The sequence below is a fragment of the Tenacibaculum aestuarii genome, from assembly GCF_964510395.1.
Classification (GTDB): Bacteria; Bacteroidota; Bacteroidia; order Flavobacteriales; family Flavobacteriaceae; genus Polaribacter; species Polaribacter aestuarii.
Genome location: NZ_CAZEFY010000003.1, coordinates 881,199 through 896,989 on the forward strand (window position 1 = coordinate 881,199; position 15,791 = coordinate 896,989).

Here is a 15,791-nt window from a genome sequence, read left to right on the forward strand (position 1 = left end):
CAATAGTTACTTTTAAAACAAAAATTACTGATGCTAAAAAAAACAATCATACTATTCTTATTTCCTTTTGTTATTTATTCTCAAACAAAAATTACACAAACTCAAAAGTATAAACAAGTAGGTTTAGTTTGGGGCTTACTAAAGTATCATCACCCAGACATTAGTAAGGGGGAATATAATTGGGACTTAGAATTGATATCTTTTTTAAATTCTATAGAAGATATTGAAGAACAAGAAAAACTAAACCCAAAATTAGATTCTTTCATTTCTAAATATGACAAATCGACTACAAAATATAAGATCATCCCATTAAAAATTGATTCTGAAAAAATTTTTAGAAAAAATTTTAATTATGATTGGATAAATGAATTTGGGTTTACACCTGAAATAAAAAACAAGCTAACTAAACTAAAGAACAATGGTAACATTGGAGATTATTATGCTTCTTCTAGTAAGTTAAACAAGATGATTTCATTCAATAATGAAAAAGGGCTCCCTAATTTTAATGCTCAATTAAAAAACCATAGACTATTAGAATTATATAGTTATTGGAACATTATTCAATATTGGAATGTAAATAAATATTTAACAGATATTAATTGGGTAGATACCTTAGACGAATTAATTAAAAACTTTGTAAATGCTAATACTATTGAAGAATACGAAATTTCTAAACTCAACATGTTTGCCTTATTAAATGATTCTCATTCATATAAAACATCTACCTACTTTTACGAATCGCTTTTTAAATATTCACCCCCATTTGGAATAAAAATAATTAATGATTCATTACTTGTAACATCAATATATAACAAAACATTAGCAGAAAACAACAATATTGACTTAGGTGAAATAATAGTAAAAGTTAATAATCAGAACATACCCGATTATATTAAGACTAATTTTTCTAAACTTATATCTGTCTCAAATGAAACTTATTTAAAGCACCGATTAAATAGACTTATATTAAGAAACAGTTCAGATTCCTTAAAAATTCATAGTCTAGATAAAAACGGTAATTTAAAAGAAAAAAAAATAAAATTATTCAATTCGTTTAAAGTAGATGGATATAAAACCCTAATTAAAACCAAAAAAGCGGATTGGAAAAAGGTTTCTTCTAAAATAACTTACATAAACTTAGCTAATATTAACTCTAAAGAATTTTCTAAAGTTTTGAAAGAAAATGAAAACGATGATGGCATTATTTTAGATTTAAGAAATTATCCAAGAAATCTTAAACTCAAAGATTTTTCTAAGTATTTGTTCCCTGAAAAAAAAGAATTTATTAAAATATTAATTCCTTTAGACAAAGCTCCTTCTTTAGGAGAATATCCTGCTTCAGCTCCTTTAAAATTTATTTCAAACCCATTTGAAATTGGGAAAAACAACTCTAATTACTTTAAAGGTAAAATTATACTTCTTGTAAATAGACAAACAGGTAGTATGGCCGAATATTTTGGTATGGCAATACAACAATCTCCAAATTGTATTACTATTGGCGAACAAACCATGGGTGCTGTAATGAATATTACATCTGCTATTTTACCAGACAAACAAGAGTTTTATTTTACTGGTATTGGTGCTTTTTACCCAAATGGTGATATGGTTCAAAGAAAGGGGTTGCATATAGACTATTATATAAAAGAAAACATCAAAGACTATGATTCAAAACCTTATATAGATAAAGCAGTAACAATCATCAAAGAAAATAAACTTCAAAAAAACTAACAAGCGAAAAAGTATATTATAGTTTTTGTTTTTACGCTGTATCTAATTAAATGTTATTTCCTCTTATTTAAAAGTAATTTATTGCATAATAACTGCTAGTAAAAACTTTGATAAAACTGTTTAAAAATGACTAGAAAAACAATTAAAAAATCGGCTGCTATTTTAGCCATGACTTCGTTAGTATTTTTCTCTTGTAAAAACCAAGGCAATAGTACTACTGAAAACAAAGTTGAACAACAACCCAAACAAGAATTTGTTGATGAGCACAATGCTAAAAACTCTTTAGATTGGGCCGGAATCTATGAAGGTACACTACCTTGTGCTAGCTGTCCTGGAATTAACACTACACTTAAATTAAACGCTGATTTAACGTTTGAATTGACTGAAGTATACTTAGATGAAGAACAAAACAATTTTGTTGAAAAAGGAAGTTTTACATGGGACAAAAAAGGAACAAACATTACTTTAAATATTCCTGATAGAAATCCTCAATACAAATGTATCGAAGGTTCTTTAATTTCATTAGATACTGAAGGAAAAGTAATTGAAGGAGAACTTTCTAAATTTTATATTCTTTCAAAAAAAGAGTAAGAATATTACTTTTTATACTACAACATCAGCCTAATAATTTGTTAGCCTGATGTTGTGTTTATCCTAGTCCTCCATTTAGATTGATAAAAGTAACGGTGTCAAATTGTTGCTCTAAAAAATCAATTGCTCGTTGGCTACGTACTCCTGATTTACAATAAACAACCACAGGCTTTTCAGTGATTATTTCATCATATCGTTGCGCAAGCTCTCCTAGCGGAATATGTTGCCCTCCTATATGATGTTGTTCCCGTTCCCAATTTTCACGAACATCCAATAAATTATAAGCTGACGGATTATTTTGTAATTCCTCTAAAGTTATCTCATTAGCAGCAGTTTTAATTCCGCAGAAAAATTCATAGTCACTATCTAATTCAATAACCTCAGCTTTGTCTGTCTTTTCAAACTTCAATATCATTTGACGCATGCTTAAGGTATCGTACATCAATAATTTATTGGCTAACACCTCTCCTATTCCGCAAATAATCTTAATAGCTTCATTTGCTTGTAAACTTCCTATAATTCCAGGTAATACACCTATTACACCAATTTCTGAGCAATTAGGTGACTCCTCTGGTTTTGGAGGAGTTGGATATAAACATCGGTACGTAGCACTTCCTTGATAATTAAACACACTTACCTGTCCTTCAAACTTAAAAATAGCACCGTACACCAACGGTTTTTGAGTGAGTACCGCTGCATCGTTAGTTAAATAACGAGTAGCAAAATTATCGCTACCATCTACAACTACATCATATTTCTCAAATAAAGAAATAGCATTCTGGTTAGTCAATTTTTCTTTATACACATGAAATTGAACAAAAGGGTTCAATTTAGATAAACGATTTGCTGCTGTTTCTGCTTTAGACTTTCCTATATCATCTATCGTATATAAAACTTGACGCTGTAAATTACTTTGATCTACTATATCATCATCAATAATTCCAATCGTCCCAACACCTGCTGCCGTTATATATTGTAGTACAGGACAACCCAATCCACCAGCACCGATTACCAATACTTTGGCCTGTTTTAGTTTTAGTTGCCCTTCTTCTCCTATTTTATCTAGAATAAGATGGCGATTATATTGCTTTTGTTCTTCTTTTGTCAAGTTCATACTTCTAATTTAACCAAACTGCTCCCAATCTTTCCAAACTACTTCTAATCCCTGACCTTTTAGCATCTGAACAATTTCTTCGGTGCTTCTTTCGTCTGAAATTTCAAATTGCTCTAACGATTGTGATTCAACACTATATCCTCCAGGGTTTGTCTTAGATTCTGCACTGATTGAGGTAGCTCCTAAATTAACAATATTATTTCTAAAAACTTCACTTTCTCGGGTAGACATTGAAAGCTCTACGTCTTCATCTAACATCCTAAATGCACAGATTAATTGTACCAAATCGGCATCAGTCATTTCTACTTTGGGTTCCAATCCTCCTGAATGAGGTCTTAAACGTGGAAATGAAATAGAATACTTCGTTTTCCAGTAGGTTTTCTGTAAATATTTTAAGTGCAATGCGGTAAAAAAACTATCAGCACGCCAATCTTCCAACCCGAATAAAGCGCCCAAACCTATTTTATGAATTCCTGCTTTCCCTAATCTATCTGGAGTTTCCAAACGATATTCAAAATTTGATTTTTTCCCTTTTGGATGATGCTTTTTATACTCTTGTTGATGATACGTTTCTTGATATACCAATACCGCGTATAATCCGCTTTCAATTAACAATTCATATTCATCTTGATCTAAAGGTTGCACTTCAATAGTAATATTTGAAAATTGAGAACGTATGAGTTGAATTGCATTTTTAATATAATCAACTCCAACTGTTTTATTAGCTTCTCCTGTTACTAACAAAATGTGATCGTAACCTTTTTCCTTTAAGAAAGCGACTTCTTTCAATATCTCTACATCGGTTAAGGTTCTCCTCGGAATTTTGTTTGTAAAACTGAATCCGCAATACGTACATATGTTCTGACACTCGTTACTCAAATACATCGGAGCATACATTTGAATGGTATTTCCAAATCGCTTTTTAGTGAGCATACGACTTCTCTGTGCCATTTGCTCTAAAAATGGTTTTGCTGCAGGAGATATCAACGCTTTAAAATCTTCTAAATCGGGTTTATCCTTTGATAAAGCACTTTCTACATCAATGGATGTTTTATCGAATATGCTTTGTAAAGTTTCATCCCAATTGTATTGGTTGAATATAGTTTTAAATGTTTTACTCATCTTTTAATTTTTATTCGTCATTGCGAACGAAGTGAAGCAATCTTTAACTTTTTAGGTTCTCAACAAACAGATTACTTCGTCCTTTTCTCCTCGTAATGACGTTATATTAGTTTAAAAAACTCGTTAACGGACTACTTGCCTCTGCTTGTTTTCTTACAGGAGCTAGTTTTGCTTCATATGCCATTCTTCCTGCTTCCACTGCCATCTTAAAGGCTTGTGCCATGGCTACTGGGTTTTGTGATACTGCTATCGCTGTGTTTACCAAAACAGCATCCGCTCCTAACTCCATAGCATATGCCGCATGGGAAGGTGCTCCAATACCAGCATCTACCACTACTGGAATAGTAGATTGTTCAATAATGATTTCTAAAAACTCTAACGTTTTCAATCCTTTGTTACTTCCAATAGGAGCTCCTAAAGGCATTACACATTGTGTTCCTACTTCTTCTAATCGCTTACATAAAACCGGATCTGCATGAATATAAGGCATCACTACAAATCCTTTTTTTACTAACTCTTCTGCTGCTTTTAAGGTTTCTATAGGATCAGGCAATAAATATCTTGGATCTGGATGTATTTCTAATTTTACCCAATTTGTTTCTAATGCTTCTCTAGACAATTCTGCTGCAAAAACAGCTTCTTTTGCTGTACGAACTCCCGAAGTGTTCGGTAATAAATTGATTCTTGAGTGACTTAAGTGTGATAAAATATCATCTTCTTCGTTTTGAACATCTACTCTTTTTAAAGCAACTGTTATCAGTTCACTTTCTGAAGCTAACAAAGCTTCTTTCATTAATTGTGAGGAGCTGAATTTTCCTGTCCCTGTAAATAATCGTGAGGTAAATGTTTTATCGGCTATTGTTAAGTTGGTATTCATTGTTACTGATTTATTGCGCTCCTATTTTGTACACTTGTTCGTTGGTACTTGGTGCTTTTAAAATTTTGTGTAATGCAGGAATCGAGTTAAAATTCTGAGTAATCGCTCCTGAAACAGCGATACCATATACTCCTGTGCTTATAATTTCTGATACGTCTTCTATAGTAATTCCTCCAATGGCTATTATTGGAGTGGTTGTTTTCAACTCTTCTAATAGCACTTGATAGCCAACAACTCCTAAAACTGGACTTAAATTCTTTTTAGTTTCAGTAAACTGAAAAGGGCCTAAACCGATATAATCTACTCCCTTTTCTAAGAGTTTTTTACAATCTTCCAAAGTATTTGCTGTTCCTCCTACGATATATAAATCACCTAAATATGCTTTTGCTTTTAACGGACACGTATCTGTTTTACCTAAATGAACTCCATCTGCTTTGACTTCTTTCGCTGCTTTATAATAATCGTTTATAATTAAACGAGTTTGAAAATGACTCGTAATTTCTCTTGCCTTTTGAGCTGTTTCTAAAATAGTTTTCGGATCCAGATTCTTTAATCGAAGTTGCACCCATTCTGCTCCAGAAGCACAGGCTCTTTGAACATTTTCTAAATGCTCTTCTGGCGTTTTTCCTTGTGTTATATAGTGTAATTTACTTATCATTTATAGTTGTGCTCTCCTAAGAGCGTTTCATTAGAGTTTAAAAATTGTTCTGTATACCATTTCGCATTTATACATGCATCTTCTAAAGGAAGTTGTTTTGCTATATTTGAAGCTAAAGCTGAAGACAACACACAACCGCTTCCATGCTTTTCAAAAACAGCTATAGCTTTCGGTGGAATATTGAGCTGTACTATCTTACTGTGATATACTTCATCCCATCCTTTTTTAGCTTCTCTATGTCCACCTTTTAAATAGACATTAGTCTTCTCTGAAATAAATTCGATGGTTTCTTCAATCGATTTATTAGAAAACAAAGCTTTGATTTCATCATAATTTGGAGTGATAAAATCACAGTGTTGCAATACTTCTTCAAACACCTTTAAATTCTCTTCGGAATGAAAATCAAATCCAGCGCTGGCTTTTAAAATAGGATCCAAAACTATTTTTATGGATGAATTGTATTTTTTTAGCGTTTGAATAACCTCCAATAATACATTCCAAGATTGGATGATTCCTATTTTTGCTACTGATATTTCAAAGCGTTCAAATAAAATTTCTATTTGATTGATGATGGTTTCTTTATCAACCCAAACACAGTCTTTAAAATCGATATCATTTTGAACTGTAACTGCTGTACATACAGATAATCCATACAACCCATGTGCTTCAAAAGTTTTGATATCCGAAGTCAATCCTGCTCCACTTGATGGATCAAATCCTGCAATTGTTAGTATGTAGTTTTTTTGCTTCATTATTTTACTATACTTTCTTTTGACAAAAAGATTACTTCGTCGTGCACTCCTCGTAATGACGTTTGATATTTTTAAAGCTTTCTACTGGATTTTCTGTATTCCAAACGCCACCTAAAACACCTATTCCTTGAAAACCTAATGCTACCGTTTTTTGAATGGTTTCGGTATTAATTCCTCCCATACCAACAATGGTTTTATCAATGTGATTTACATCAAAACCTCTCCCTTCATATCCTTTTTTTGAAATAGAAGAGAAAACAGGACTCAATAAATGGTAATCAAATTCGATGTCGCAATTCGCTGAGGCTGAAGGTTCATGAAAAGAACTGCTCATTGTTTTTCCTATCATGTTTAAACCAATAAAATATTCACTTCCATTCTCTAAAACATCGATTCTTTTTTGCTCTTGAAAATGAATTCCTTTCAGGTTAAATTCGTTGATAAGCTCATGAAAATAATGAGTAACTATTCTATTATGATACTTTTCATCTATCTGACTCAAATAAGCCACATGCTCTTCATAATTCTTATCAGGTTTTCTGAAATGATAATAGTCCAACCCTTCTTTAAATAATTGTTGAAGGATTTCTATCTCATTGGGAATATCTTTTTCTGGAGCTATTAGAACAATCATATAATCAGTTTTAAATTATGAATTACGAATTTAGAAATTATCAACTCGTAATTCATAATTCTAAGTTTAGTATTTACAGATATACTTCTGATCCTTTATCTTTAAATTCTTTTGATTTTTCTTCCATTCCTTTCGCAAAAACTTCATCTCCTTCTACTTTGTTTTCAGCTGCAAAATCACGTACTTCTTGAGATATTTTCATAGAGCAGAATTTTGGCCCACACATAGAGCAAAAATGTGCAATTTTAGCTCCTTCTGCAGGTAAAGTCTCGTCATGATACTCTCTTGCTAGTTCTGGATCCAACCCTAAGTTAAATTGATCTTCCCAACGGAACTCAAAACGTGCTTTACTTAAAGCATCATCTCTGTGTTGTGCACCTGGATGTCCTTTTGCTAAATCAGCAGCATGGGCTGCTAATTTATAGGTAACCACCCCTGTACGAACATCTTCTTTATTGGGTAACCCTAAATGTTCTTTTGGAGTTACATAACACAACATTGCACAACCATACCAACCAATCATCGCTGCTCCGATTCCTGAAGTAATATGATCATATCCTGGGGCAATATCCGTAGTTAAAGGTCCTAAAGTATAAAACGGAGCTTCATCACAAGCTTCTATCTGTTTATCCATATTTGCTTTAATCATGTGCATTGGTACATGACCAGGGCCTTCAATGAAACACTGTACTTCATGTTTACGTGCTATTTTGGTTAATTCCCCCAAAGTTTCTAATTCAGCAAATTGAGCTTCATCATTCGCATCAGCAATACAACCTGGACGTAAACCATCTCCTAACGAAAAAGCAACATCATAAGCCTTCATAATTTCACAAATCTCTTCGAAATGAGTATATAAAAAGCTCTCTTTATGATGTGCTAAACACCATTTTGCCATAATAGAACCTCCTCTAGATACAATCCCTGTAATACGTTTTGCTGTCATAGGTACATAACGTAAACGAACTCCTGCGTGAATCGTAAAGTAATCTACACCTTGCTCAGCTTGTTCAATTAAAGTATCTCTAAAAATTTCCCATGTTAAGTCTTCAGCAATCCCATTTACTTTCTCTAAAGCTTGATAAATAGGTACGGTTCCTACAGGTACAGGTGAATTACGAATAATCCACTCACGAGTTTCATGGATGTTTTTACCTGTAGATAAATCCATAATATTATCTGCTCCCCAACGACATGCCCAAACTGCTTTTTCTACTTCTTCTTCTATTGATGAGGTGGTAGCTGAATTTCCAATATTTGCATTAATTTTCACCAAGAAATTACGACCTAAAATCATAGGCTCAGCTTCTGGATGATTGATATTTGAAGGAATAACTGCACGTCCTCTTGCTACTTCTTCTCGAACAAATTCTGGTGTTATTTTTGCTGGAATACTCGCTCCAAAATCTTGTCCTGGATGTTGTTTAGACAAACGTGTCATTTCATCTATTCGCTGGTTTTCACGAATAGCAATGTATTCCATCTCTGGGGTAATAATTCCTTTTTTTGCATAGTGTAACTGTGTTACATTTTGCCCTTTTTTAGCTCTCTTAGGTTTATGTTTTAAGTTAAATCGTAAATGATCTAAACTCTTATCATTTAAACGTTCGTTACAATAATCCGAAGTAAATTCATTTAACTCTTCTACATCTCCTCTCTCTAAAATCCATTGTTCTCGAATACGTTCTAACCCATTATGAATATTAATTTCTTTGGTCGGATCTGTATAAGGACCTGAAGTATCATATACCGTTACAGGTTCATTAGGAGTTCTTTTTTTTGTCATCGAATCCACAGTATCACTCAATTCGATTTCTCGCATTGCTACTTTTATCTCCGGATGAATTTTTCCTTGAACATATATTTTTTTTGAATTCGGAAATGGTTGTCTTGTTACACCATCTTGTTTTGGAGCTGTATCTTTTTTCTTCATTTTAAGGTTGTTTGTTTATACTTTGAATTTTGTTTGCTGAAAATATTATCCTCCTTGTGTAGATTTAATGATTAAAACTTCATCATTGTTCTGGAGTAATTTTGAGGACCAATCTGTTTTTTTTACCACACTGTTGTTAACAGCAATAGCAATTCCATTGGTTTGAATTTGTAGTTTATCTACTAATTCTTGCAATGCTAATGGGCTTAAAAACTCTTGTTTATTATTGTTTACTTTTATCGTTATCATACTAACATATATTTAAAGTAAACTGTAGAAGAAGTTTAGCATCGTTCTATAAAACGATTCTAAAACATGATTTTACAACTTTTCCCTACGCTGGTGTTAACCATATCAGGTTCAAAGGATCTTTCTCAAACTAGCGAACTAGCTACTCCTAAAGTTTACTCGATAATCGAGAGATTTAAGCATCAATGCTTTCTCTCGAAATAAATTACTTTTATAAATTCTTTATTTGTACATTTTTACATACAGAATCTATACTCGCAAATGTAATCGTTTATTTTTCTTCTTCAAGAGAAAAGTTGTCTATTTTTTTAAAAAAACTTACAATGTCATATTCATGATAAATATCATAACTGATGGTTTTTAATCAACTTACTTTAGCACGTTAATAAAGTAACGTAATCTAAAAAAACACTACTTCATGCTCACAAAAGCACACTCATTCCACATACCTGTTATGGGTATTGGTTTTACAATAGATTCCCCCTTAAAAGTTGCCCAATATGGTATCGATTCTGTCATCTCTCTTGTTGATGATATTCTTATTGAAAAATTAAGAAAGATGTATAGTGATAAATTTGAAATACCTTATCAAGAAATCACAAATAAAGTGGATGATTTTAGGGCAAAACGTATTACTGCATATCTTAACTTGATAAATACTGCTGTAGATAAAAAATATGAAGAACTTAAAGAATCTGCACTAGACAAAGGAAAAGCCTTTAAAACTTATTTAGAGATGTTACCTTCTGGTTCTACACTAAAAAAAGAGTTTAAAAAATTAACTGAAAGCAATATAACCTTATCTGAAATTAAATCTTGGTTAGATACACATTTGGTAAAAGGGGCTATTGATGTAAATATTATGACCAAGGTTGATAAAGATAATTACATTAAAGGAGAACAATTACCTGTAGAATATAACGATGCACATGCTGCCTTAAGAGGTTTTGCTAAAAGTAATTTAAGTACTTCTGTCGTCCTTTCAGCAGGGATGAATCCTCGTTTATATGCTTATATGAGTACATTTGATGATTTTTATCCTACAGCAAACGGAACTTTTAAAAAGAAAATTATTTTAAAAGTAAGCGATTATAGATCGGCATTAATACAAGGTAAGTTTCTAGCTAAAAAAGGGTTGTGGGTTTCTGAATATCGCATTGAATCAGGTTTAAATTGTGGTGGACATGCTTTTGCTACCGATGGGTATTTGCTTGGTCCTGTTTTAGCGGAATTTAAAGCACAGAGAGAAAGTTTAAAAACGACTATTGAAACTGTTTTAAAACAAGAACTTAAAAATCAAAACAGAGTTGTTCCAACACAACCATTAGATATAAAAATTACTGCACAAGGCGGTGTTGGTACTCATGAAGAACACAACTTTTTAATCAAAGAATATCAGTTAGATGCTGTTGGTTGGGGTTCTCCATTCTTGTTAGTACCAGAAGCCACAACGGTAGATAATCAAACCTTAAATAAATTGGCGCAGGCCAAAGAAGATGATTTGTATTTAAGCAATATCTCACCATTAGGAGTGCCCTTTCACAATTTAAAAAACAACACAAAAGACATAGAAAAAGAAACCTTAATCAACAAAGGAAGACCAGGAAGTTCTTGTCCTAAAAAATTTGTTGCATTAAACAAAGAGTTTAAGGAAACTGGTATTTGTACCGCATCACGTGAATACCAATATTTAAAAATTAAGGAATTAGACTCACAGAATTTAGCAGATGATGATTATAAAAATCGTTATAACAGCATTGTAGAAAAATCATGTACTTGTGTAGGTTTAGGCACCTCTGCTTTGCTAGCTTATAATTTAGATACAAAAGTAGAAGGAAAAGGAGTTTCTATATGTCCAGGACCTAATATGGCATATTATTCTAAAGTAACTAGTTTAAAAACAATGGTTGATCATATTTATGGTCGTGATAATGTGATTACTGAAACCAAAAGACCTCATGTTTTTATAAAAGAGTTATTTATTTACGTTGATTACCTAAAGAAAAAAGTTGAGGTCAACAGAAAAGAAATCACCTTAAAAGAAAAAAAACACTTACTCACTTTTATAACAAATATGCAAACTGGTATTGCTTATTATAAAGCATTATTTACGCAACTTAAACATAGTTTTGAAAAAAATAAACAAGAGATATTACAAATACTTAATAATGAAGAAAGTTCTTTAAAAAGACTTGAAACAGAACTTGAAACAGAACTTGAAACAGAACTTGAAACAGAACTTGAAACAGAACTTGAACTTCTAACCGTAAAAAGTTAAAGTACTTTTAGCATATAAAAAAAGCGAACTTCTAGAAGTTCGCTTTTTTAAAATATCTTTTAAAACTACAGACTTTTAACCTTCTTAGTTACTTCTTCAAGAACTTCAAAAGCAGTTTCTGCCATTTTGTTTCCTTTGAAATCTAGTAACGGATTTACTTCAACAAACTCTACACAAGCTACTTTTTCACTTGCTAATAATCCGTTGATTATATCAATAATTTCATGTTGATCAAATCCTTTTGGCACTGGAGTACCTGTTCCGTAAGAAATCATATCGCAATCCATTGCATCTACATCAAACGATACATAAATTACATCACAATTTGATAACTTTTCTAAAGCTTCATTTACACAAACATCCAATCCACGATAACGAACTTCAGCAACCATATAGTTTTTAATACCATATTTCTCCATTTGCTTATCCTCTGGTTCTTCAGTATCTCGAACACCAAAGAAAATAATATCTTCTGGTAATACTTTCTGCCCTGGAACTCCGATGTTTTTCATACGTTCCCACAACTCAGAAGTTTCTCTACTTACATCGTTAATTTGACAATCTAAATTATCGTCTGATATAGCTGCCGATAAAGGCATTCCGTGAATGTTTCCTGAAGGAGAAGTATAAGGTGAATGTAAATCTCCGTGAGCATCAATCCAAACTACACCTACTCTTTGTGTTGGATAAGCTGCCTTCACTCCACTAATTGTTCCTAATGCTGAAGAATGATCTCCTGACAATACAATTGGAAATTTCCCTTCCTGTAAATTAACTTTTACATGGTTACTTAAACGCTTACACTGATTAAAAACACTGTCTATTCGCTTAGCAAATGAATTGTTTACTTTATTATAAATTGATTCATTTTCGGTAATAACATCTTCAAAGTCATGTGAATCAAAGTAATTACTTTTTTTATTTATCGCTGCTATTTCAATAGCATCAACTCCCATATCAGAACCACGAGTTCCTGCTCCAATATCTGATCTATTTTTGATAATTTTAATTTCTTTCATCATCAATTATATTAAATAAAAAAAATGTCATTTAAATTACTAAATGACACTTTTTTTCATGTTTTATCTTTTATCTATCTCTACGAACTCCCTTAAATTCTCTCCAACGTATACTTGACGTGGACGACCGATTGGTTCTTTACGTAAACGCATTTCTCTCCATTGAGCAATCCATCCTGGTAAACGTCCTAAAGCAAACATTACAGTAAACATTTCTACTGGAATACCCATTGCACGGTAAATAATACCTGAATAGAAATCTACGTTAGGATATAATTTTCTATCTACAAAGTATTGATCTTCTAAAGCTTCTCTTTCTAAACCTTTAGCTACATCTAAAATTGGATCTTCAACTCCTAAATCTCCTAATACTTCATCGGCTGCCTTCTTAATAATCTTTGCTCTTGGATCAAAGTTTTTATATACACGGTGTCCGAATCCCATTAAACGGAATGGATCTTCTTTATCTTTTGCTTTACCCATGTACTTTTTAGTATCTCCACCATCTTCTTTGATAGCTTCTAACATTTCAAGTACTGCTTGGTTCGCTCCACCATGTAAAGGTCCCCATAAAGCAGAAATACCTGCTGATAATGATGCGAATAAACCTGCATGAGAAGAACCTACGATACGTACTGTTGAAGTTGAACAGTTTTGCTCGTGATCTGCATGTAAGATTAATAACTTATCTAAAGCATTAATCATAATAGGGTTTAACTCATACTCATCATTTGGCTTTTGGAACATCATTGTTAAGATATTCTCAACATATCCTAACTTGCGAGAACCATAGTGTAATGGTAATCCTTGTTTTTTACGTAACGTCCAAGCTACTAAAACAGGGAATTTACCCATAATTTTAACGATCGCCTTATACATATCTTCTTCTGAATCAACATTTACAGAAGAAGGATTAAAAGCTGTTAGTGCAGATGTTAACGATGATAACACTCCCATTGGGTGAGCATTTTTAGGAAAAGCATCGATAATTTTCTTAATATCATCATCTACAATAGCTTCATCTAATATATCTGCATAAAACTTATCTAACTGCTCTTTTGTTGGTAACTCACCAAAAATTAACAAGTAAGCTACTTCTAAGAAATCTGCTTTTTCAGCTAATTCTTCAATAGAATATCCTCTATATCTTAAAATTCCTTGTTCACCATCTAAAAATGTTATAGCACTTTGGCATGAACCTGTATTTTTATAACCTGGATCAATGGTAATAACACCATCCGTGGCTCCTCTTAAGGCTTTAATATCAATTGCAGTTTCATTCTCTGTTCCCTTTACTAAAGGAAACTCATACGTTTTTTCGCCAATTTGTAATTTTGCTATATCTGACATTTTAAATTTCTTAAATTTTAATGATTGAAGTGAGTTGCGAATATACCATTTTTTGAATTATTTTGAAAGAGTGAGTAGATAGATTTTTGATATAAAAACATAACTTTTTTTTATTAAAAAATACTCAAAAAAATACCCCTCATTAGAAACTCTAACAAGGGGTAAATAAATATTATAAAAAAACATTTATTTTACTTTAAACGCTTTTTCTTTCGGATAATAAGCTACATCTGCTAATTGTTCTTCAATACGTAATAACTGGTTGTATTTTGCCATACGATCTGAACGTGAAGCTGAACCCGTTTTAATTTGTCCACAATTTAACGCTACCGCTAAATCTGCAATAGTATTGTCTTCAGTTTCTCCTGAACGGTGGCTCATTACAGAAGTATATCCTGCATTGTGCGCCATATTTACTGCTGCAATCGTTTCAGTTAACGTACCAATTTGGTTTACTTTAATTAAGATTGAATTCGCAATACCGTTTTCAATTCCTCTTGATAAACGCTCAACATTCGTTACAAACAAATCGTCTCCTACTAATTGAACTTTATCACCAACTTTATCTGTTAGCATTTTCCATCCATCCCAGTCGTTTTCATCCATTCCATCTTCAATAGAAATAATAGGATATTTTTCACATAATTCTGCTAAATAAGCAGCTTGCTCTTCTGATGTTCTTACAGCTCCTTTATCTCCTTCGAACTTGGTGTAGTCATATTTTCCATCTACATAAAACTCAGCTGAAGCACAATCTAATGCAATCATTACTTCTTCTCCGAATTTATATCCAGCATTTTTAGTTGCTAAAGCGATTGTTTCAATAGCGTCTTCAGTCCCGTCTAAAGTAGGTGCAAATCCACCTTCATCACCTACAGCTGTAGATAAATTACGATCGTGTAATACCTTTTTTAAATGATGGAAAATTTCTGAACCAACCTGCATTGCTTCTGTAAAATTTTGAGCTTTTACAGGCATAACCATAAATTCTTGGAATGCGATAGGTGCATCTGAGTGAGAGCCTCCATTAATGATGTTCATCATAGGAACTGGCAACGTATTTGCCGATACACCACCTATATAACGGTACAATGGTAAAGCTAATTCATTTGCTGCTGCTTTAGCTACTGCTAATGAAACACCTAAAATAGCGTTCGCTCCTAATACTGATTTGTTTGGAGTTCCGTCTAAATCAATCATCATTTGATCGATCATGTTTTGTTCAAAAACTGATACTCCTAATAACTCTTGAGCAATAACAGTGTTTACATTTTCAACAGCTTTTAACACACCTTTACCCATGTAATCATTTCCTCCATCACGTAATTCAACAGCTTCGTGTTCTCCTGTAGAAGCTCCTGATGGTACTGCTGCTCTACCTACGACTCCATTTTCAGTAGTCACATCTACTTCTACGGTAGGGTTACCTCTTGAATCAAAAATTTGACGTGCGTGAATGTTGATTATCATACTCATAGTTGTTTAT

Annotated in this window: 14 protein-coding genes and 1 riboswitch; of the genes, 3 read left to right on the plus strand and 11 right to left on the minus strand. The window is 32.5% G+C overall.

The features are described 5' to 3' along the window. The first annotated feature begins 30 nt into the window (after nt 1–30). Entirely contained in the window at nt 31–1,728 is a 1,698-nt protein-coding gene (locus ACKTSU_RS10255) for a S41 family peptidase (protein ID WP_408036317.1), read from the plus strand. 126 nt (nt 1,729–1,854) lie between these two features. After that, nucleotides 1,855–2,319 (plus strand): copper resistance protein NlpE, encoded by a 465-nt coding sequence (locus tag ACKTSU_RS10260; RefSeq protein WP_408036318.1) that lies wholly within the window; start codon nt 1,855–1,857, stop codon nt 2,317–2,319. Between the two features lie 58 nt (nt 2,320–2,377). On the opposite strand, the gene moeB is transcribed toward ACKTSU_RS10260, so the two are convergent. The 8 genes from moeB to thiS form a co-directional block, all read right to left on the minus strand. After that, nucleotides 2,378–3,433, minus strand: a complete 1,056-nt coding sequence (gene moeB, locus ACKTSU_RS10265) for a molybdopterin-synthase adenylyltransferase MoeB (RefSeq protein ID WP_408036319.1) — start codon at nt 3,431–3,433, stop codon at nt 2,378–2,380. Nucleotides 3,434–3,442: 9 nt separating this feature from the next. Further along, the gene (thiH, locus tag ACKTSU_RS10270; RefSeq protein ID WP_408036320.1) at nt 3,443–4,555 is read right to left on the minus strand and encodes a 2-iminoacetate synthase ThiH; all 1,113 of its coding nucleotides are present in this window, start codon (nt 4,553–4,555) and stop codon (nt 3,443–3,445) included. A gap of 106 nt (nt 4,556–4,661) precedes the next feature. Continuing rightward, a complete protein-coding gene (locus ACKTSU_RS10275; RefSeq protein ID WP_330489060.1) occupies nt 4,662–5,432 on the minus strand; it encodes a thiazole synthase in 771 nt (256 codons plus the stop codon). Nucleotides 5,433–5,442: 10 nt separating this feature from the next. Then, the gene (gene thiE, locus ACKTSU_RS10280; RefSeq protein WP_408036321.1) at nt 5,443–6,090 is read right to left on the minus strand and encodes a thiamine phosphate synthase; all 648 of its coding nucleotides are present in this window, start codon (nt 6,088–6,090) and stop codon (nt 5,443–5,445) included. Next, a complete protein-coding gene (locus ACKTSU_RS10285; protein WP_408036322.1) occupies nt 6,087–6,842 on the minus strand; it encodes a hydroxymethylpyrimidine/phosphomethylpyrimidine kinase in 756 nt (251 codons plus the stop codon). The genes thiE and ACKTSU_RS10285 overlap by 4 nt, the downstream gene beginning before the upstream one ends. 31 nt (nt 6,843–6,873) lie before the next feature. After that, entirely contained in the window at nt 6,874–7,476 is a 603-nt protein-coding gene (locus ACKTSU_RS10290) for a thiamine phosphate synthase (RefSeq protein WP_408036323.1), read from the minus strand. A 73-nt stretch (nt 7,477–7,549) separates the two neighbouring features. Further along, complete coding sequence (thiC, locus tag ACKTSU_RS10295) at nt 7,550–9,409, minus strand: phosphomethylpyrimidine synthase ThiC (RefSeq protein ID WP_408036324.1); 1,860 nt, start codon at nt 9,407–9,409, stop codon at nt 7,550–7,552. Nucleotides 9,410–9,454: 45 nt separating this feature from the next. After that, complete coding sequence (gene thiS / locus ACKTSU_RS10300) at nt 9,455–9,658, minus strand: sulfur carrier protein ThiS (protein WP_408036326.1); 204 nt, start codon at nt 9,656–9,658, stop codon at nt 9,455–9,457. 65 nt (nt 9,659–9,723) lie between these two features. After that, nucleotides 9,724–9,818: riboswitch (TPP riboswitch) on the minus strand. A 258-nt stretch (nt 9,819–10,076) separates the two neighbouring features. Here thiS and ACKTSU_RS10305 point away from each other — a divergent pair. Then, nucleotides 10,077–11,936 carry a hypothetical protein gene (locus ACKTSU_RS10305; protein WP_408036327.1) on the plus strand — a complete coding sequence of 620 codons (1,860 nt, stop codon included), beginning with the start codon at nt 10,077–10,079 and terminating at the stop codon, nt 11,934–11,936. A 65-nt stretch (nt 11,937–12,001) separates the two neighbouring features. Here the strand turns inward: ACKTSU_RS10305 and ACKTSU_RS10310 are convergent, their stop codons facing one another. The 3 genes from ACKTSU_RS10310 to eno form a co-directional block, all read right to left on the minus strand. Then, nucleotides 12,002–12,955: an arginase gene (locus ACKTSU_RS10310; protein ID WP_274634244.1), complete on the minus strand. Its 954-nt coding sequence runs from the start codon at nt 12,953–12,955 to the stop codon at nt 12,002–12,004. A 63-nt stretch (nt 12,956–13,018) separates the two neighbouring features. Beyond that, nucleotides 13,019–14,305, minus strand: a complete 1,287-nt coding sequence (locus tag ACKTSU_RS10315) for a citrate synthase (protein WP_408036328.1) — start codon at nt 14,303–14,305, stop codon at nt 13,019–13,021. A 186-nt stretch (nt 14,306–14,491) separates the two neighbouring features. Then, the gene (gene eno, locus ACKTSU_RS10320) at nt 14,492–15,781 is read right to left on the minus strand and encodes a phosphopyruvate hydratase (RefSeq protein WP_408036329.1); all 1,290 of its coding nucleotides are present in this window, start codon (nt 15,779–15,781) and stop codon (nt 14,492–14,494) included. Between the last annotated feature and the right edge of the window lie 10 nt (nt 15,782–15,791).

Coding starts and splice junctions, on each gene's coding strand:
- ACKTSU_RS10255 (WP_408036317.1), top strand. CDS start 31: ATGCTAAAAAAAACAATCATACTATTCTTATTTCCTTTTGTTATTTAT.
- ACKTSU_RS10260 (WP_408036318.1), top strand. CDS start 1,855: ATGACTAGAAAAACAATTAAAAAATCGGCTGCTATTTTAGCCATGACT.
- moeB (WP_408036319.1), bottom strand. CDS start 3,433: ATGAACTTGACAAAAGAAGAACAAAAGCAATATAATCGCCATCTTATT.
- thiH (WP_408036320.1), bottom strand. CDS start 4,555: ATGAGTAAAACATTTAAAACTATATTCAACCAATACAATTGGGATGAA.
- ACKTSU_RS10275 (WP_330489060.1), bottom strand. CDS start 5,432: ATGAATACCAACTTAACAATAGCCGATAAAACATTTACCTCACGATTA.
- thiE (WP_408036321.1), bottom strand. CDS start 6,090: ATGATAAGTAAATTACACTATATAACACAAGGAAAAACGCCAGAAGAG.
- ACKTSU_RS10285 (WP_408036322.1), bottom strand. CDS start 6,842: ATGAAGCAAAAAAACTACATACTAACAATTGCAGGATTTGATCCATCA.
- ACKTSU_RS10290 (WP_408036323.1), bottom strand. CDS start 7,476: ATGATTGTTCTAATAGCTCCAGAAAAAGATATTCCCAATGAGATAGAA.
- thiC (WP_408036324.1), bottom strand. CDS start 9,409: ATGAAGAAAAAAGATACAGCTCCAAAACAAGATGGTGTAACAAGACAA.
- thiS (WP_408036326.1), bottom strand. CDS start 9,658: ATGATAACGATAAAAGTAAACAATAATAAACAAGAGTTTTTAAGCCCA.
- ACKTSU_RS10305 (WP_408036327.1), top strand. CDS start 10,077: ATGCTCACAAAAGCACACTCATTCCACATACCTGTTATGGGTATTGGT.
- ACKTSU_RS10310 (WP_274634244.1), bottom strand. CDS start 12,955: ATGAAAGAAATTAAAATTATCAAAAATAGATCAGATATTGGAGCAGGA.
- ACKTSU_RS10315 (WP_408036328.1), bottom strand. CDS start 14,305: ATGTCAGATATAGCAAAATTACAAATTGGCGAAAAAACGTATGAGTTT.
- eno (WP_408036329.1), bottom strand. CDS start 15,781: ATGAGTATGATAATCAACATTCACGCACGTCAAATTTTTGATTCAAGA.